1 protein-coding gene and 2 pseudogenes are annotated in these 1,179 nt (G+C 59.1%); 2 read left to right on the top strand and 1 reads right to left on the bottom strand.

Annotation, left to right across the window (positions count from 1 at the left end):
* A pseudogene (locus A2I95_RS40345) lies at window positions 1-163 on the top strand (nucleoside triphosphate pyrophosphohydrolase); the annotation flags it as partial.
* A gap of 40 nt (window positions 164-203) precedes the next feature.
* Here A2I95_RS40345 and tnpA read toward each other — a convergent pair.
* Window positions 204-620 carry an IS200/IS605 family transposase gene (tnpA, locus tag A2I95_RS40340; protein ID WP_291737938.1) on the bottom strand — a complete coding sequence of 139 codons (417 nt, stop codon included), beginning with the start codon at window positions 618-620 and terminating at the stop codon, window positions 204-206.
* A 335-nt stretch (window positions 621-955) separates the two neighbouring features.
* On the opposite strand from tnpA, the pseudogene A2I95_RS40335 reads away from it, so the two are divergent.
* Window positions 956-1,179, top strand: a pseudogene (locus tag A2I95_RS40335) (hypothetical protein); the annotation flags it as partial.

Genomic DNA, 1,179 nt, shown 5'->3' with positions numbered 1-1,179 from the left:
GGTTGAACCCGAAGCCGCCCTGCGCGCTGCCAACGCCAAATTCACCCGCCGGTTTGAAGGCGTCGAGGCCAAACTTGCCGCCCGCGGCAAACGCCCCGAGGACAGTGATCTGGCCGAAATGGACGCGCTCTGGGACGCGGTGAAGGCAGACGAGCGCGCCTAGCCCAGACTGCCAGTTTCACCTTTTCAAAAATACTGAACGGCTACCGGCTGGCGCCGGTAGGTTCGGCGATATGGTTTTCCAGGTACTGAAGTACGATGTCTTCAGTGACCGCTCCTTTGGTGGTTGAAAAATACCCCCGCCCCCGGAACCGGCAGCCCCGGTAGCGTCTGCGGATCGCCGGAAATTCCCGCTGCGCCCGGCAAGACGAACGGCCCTTCATCTTGCGCACCAGATCCGAAATGGCGAGCTTGGGCGGCACGGAAACGAACATATGCACGTGGTCGCTCGACAGCACCCCGCGCAAGAGGCCGGCACCGTTCTCAGTACAGACCTGGCGGCAAATGTCGCGCACCCGCAGGCGCAACGCCCCGCGCAGCACCTTATAGCGGTATTTGGTGGACCACACGATCTGATAGCGGTGGTAGAAAACGCAGTGTTTCCCGGTATCACATTGCATGGCCTTACCCTTGAAAAAATGAGCCTTCGACCCGGCTGCGGCTCATTTTTCCAAGGGTAAGGCCACAACCGGATTCTTTCACGCTAAAGCAGTTCCGGCTGGAAGCCGGAGGGTTTGCTCCAGAGAGTGGATACTCAAAAGTCATAGCGGGAAGATCGTCAAGGACATCAGGCAGGCGCCCGGCAAGCAGTATTCCTTTGATGAGAAGATCAGATCCGCCTTGAAGAGGGCAGTGTAACGGGGACAGAAATTCGCAACTGCGCCGCCGGGAGGGTATATCACAGGGTGATTACCGCAAATGGTCGAAGGAAGCCATCAAAGCCGGAAAGAAGCGGTTGGCCGGTGACGTCGGTACAGAGGCAATTTGCGACGTCCAGACCCGTCCGGAGATGCTGTTTGCTGCGGTCGCGTCGGCAGAGCAGAAAGCACTGTCGCCACTGCATCACACATGGAACTTCCTTGTCCGGCAGCAAAGGCAACGGATCAACGGGCTCCGTCGTATGACGGCGGAGTTGGCATCCACATCGCCCGGGGCCCGGCCCAGTTATCTGGTTTGCAT

The organism is Leisingera sp. F5, from assembly GCF_001593695.1.
Note: the sequence above shows the minus strand (reverse complement) of the source record. Positions and strands in the feature narration are given on the sequence as shown.

Coding starts and splice junctions, on each gene's coding strand:
- tnpA (WP_291737938.1), bottom strand. CDS start 620: ATGCAATGTGATACCGGGAAACACTGCGTTTTCTACCACCGCTATCAG.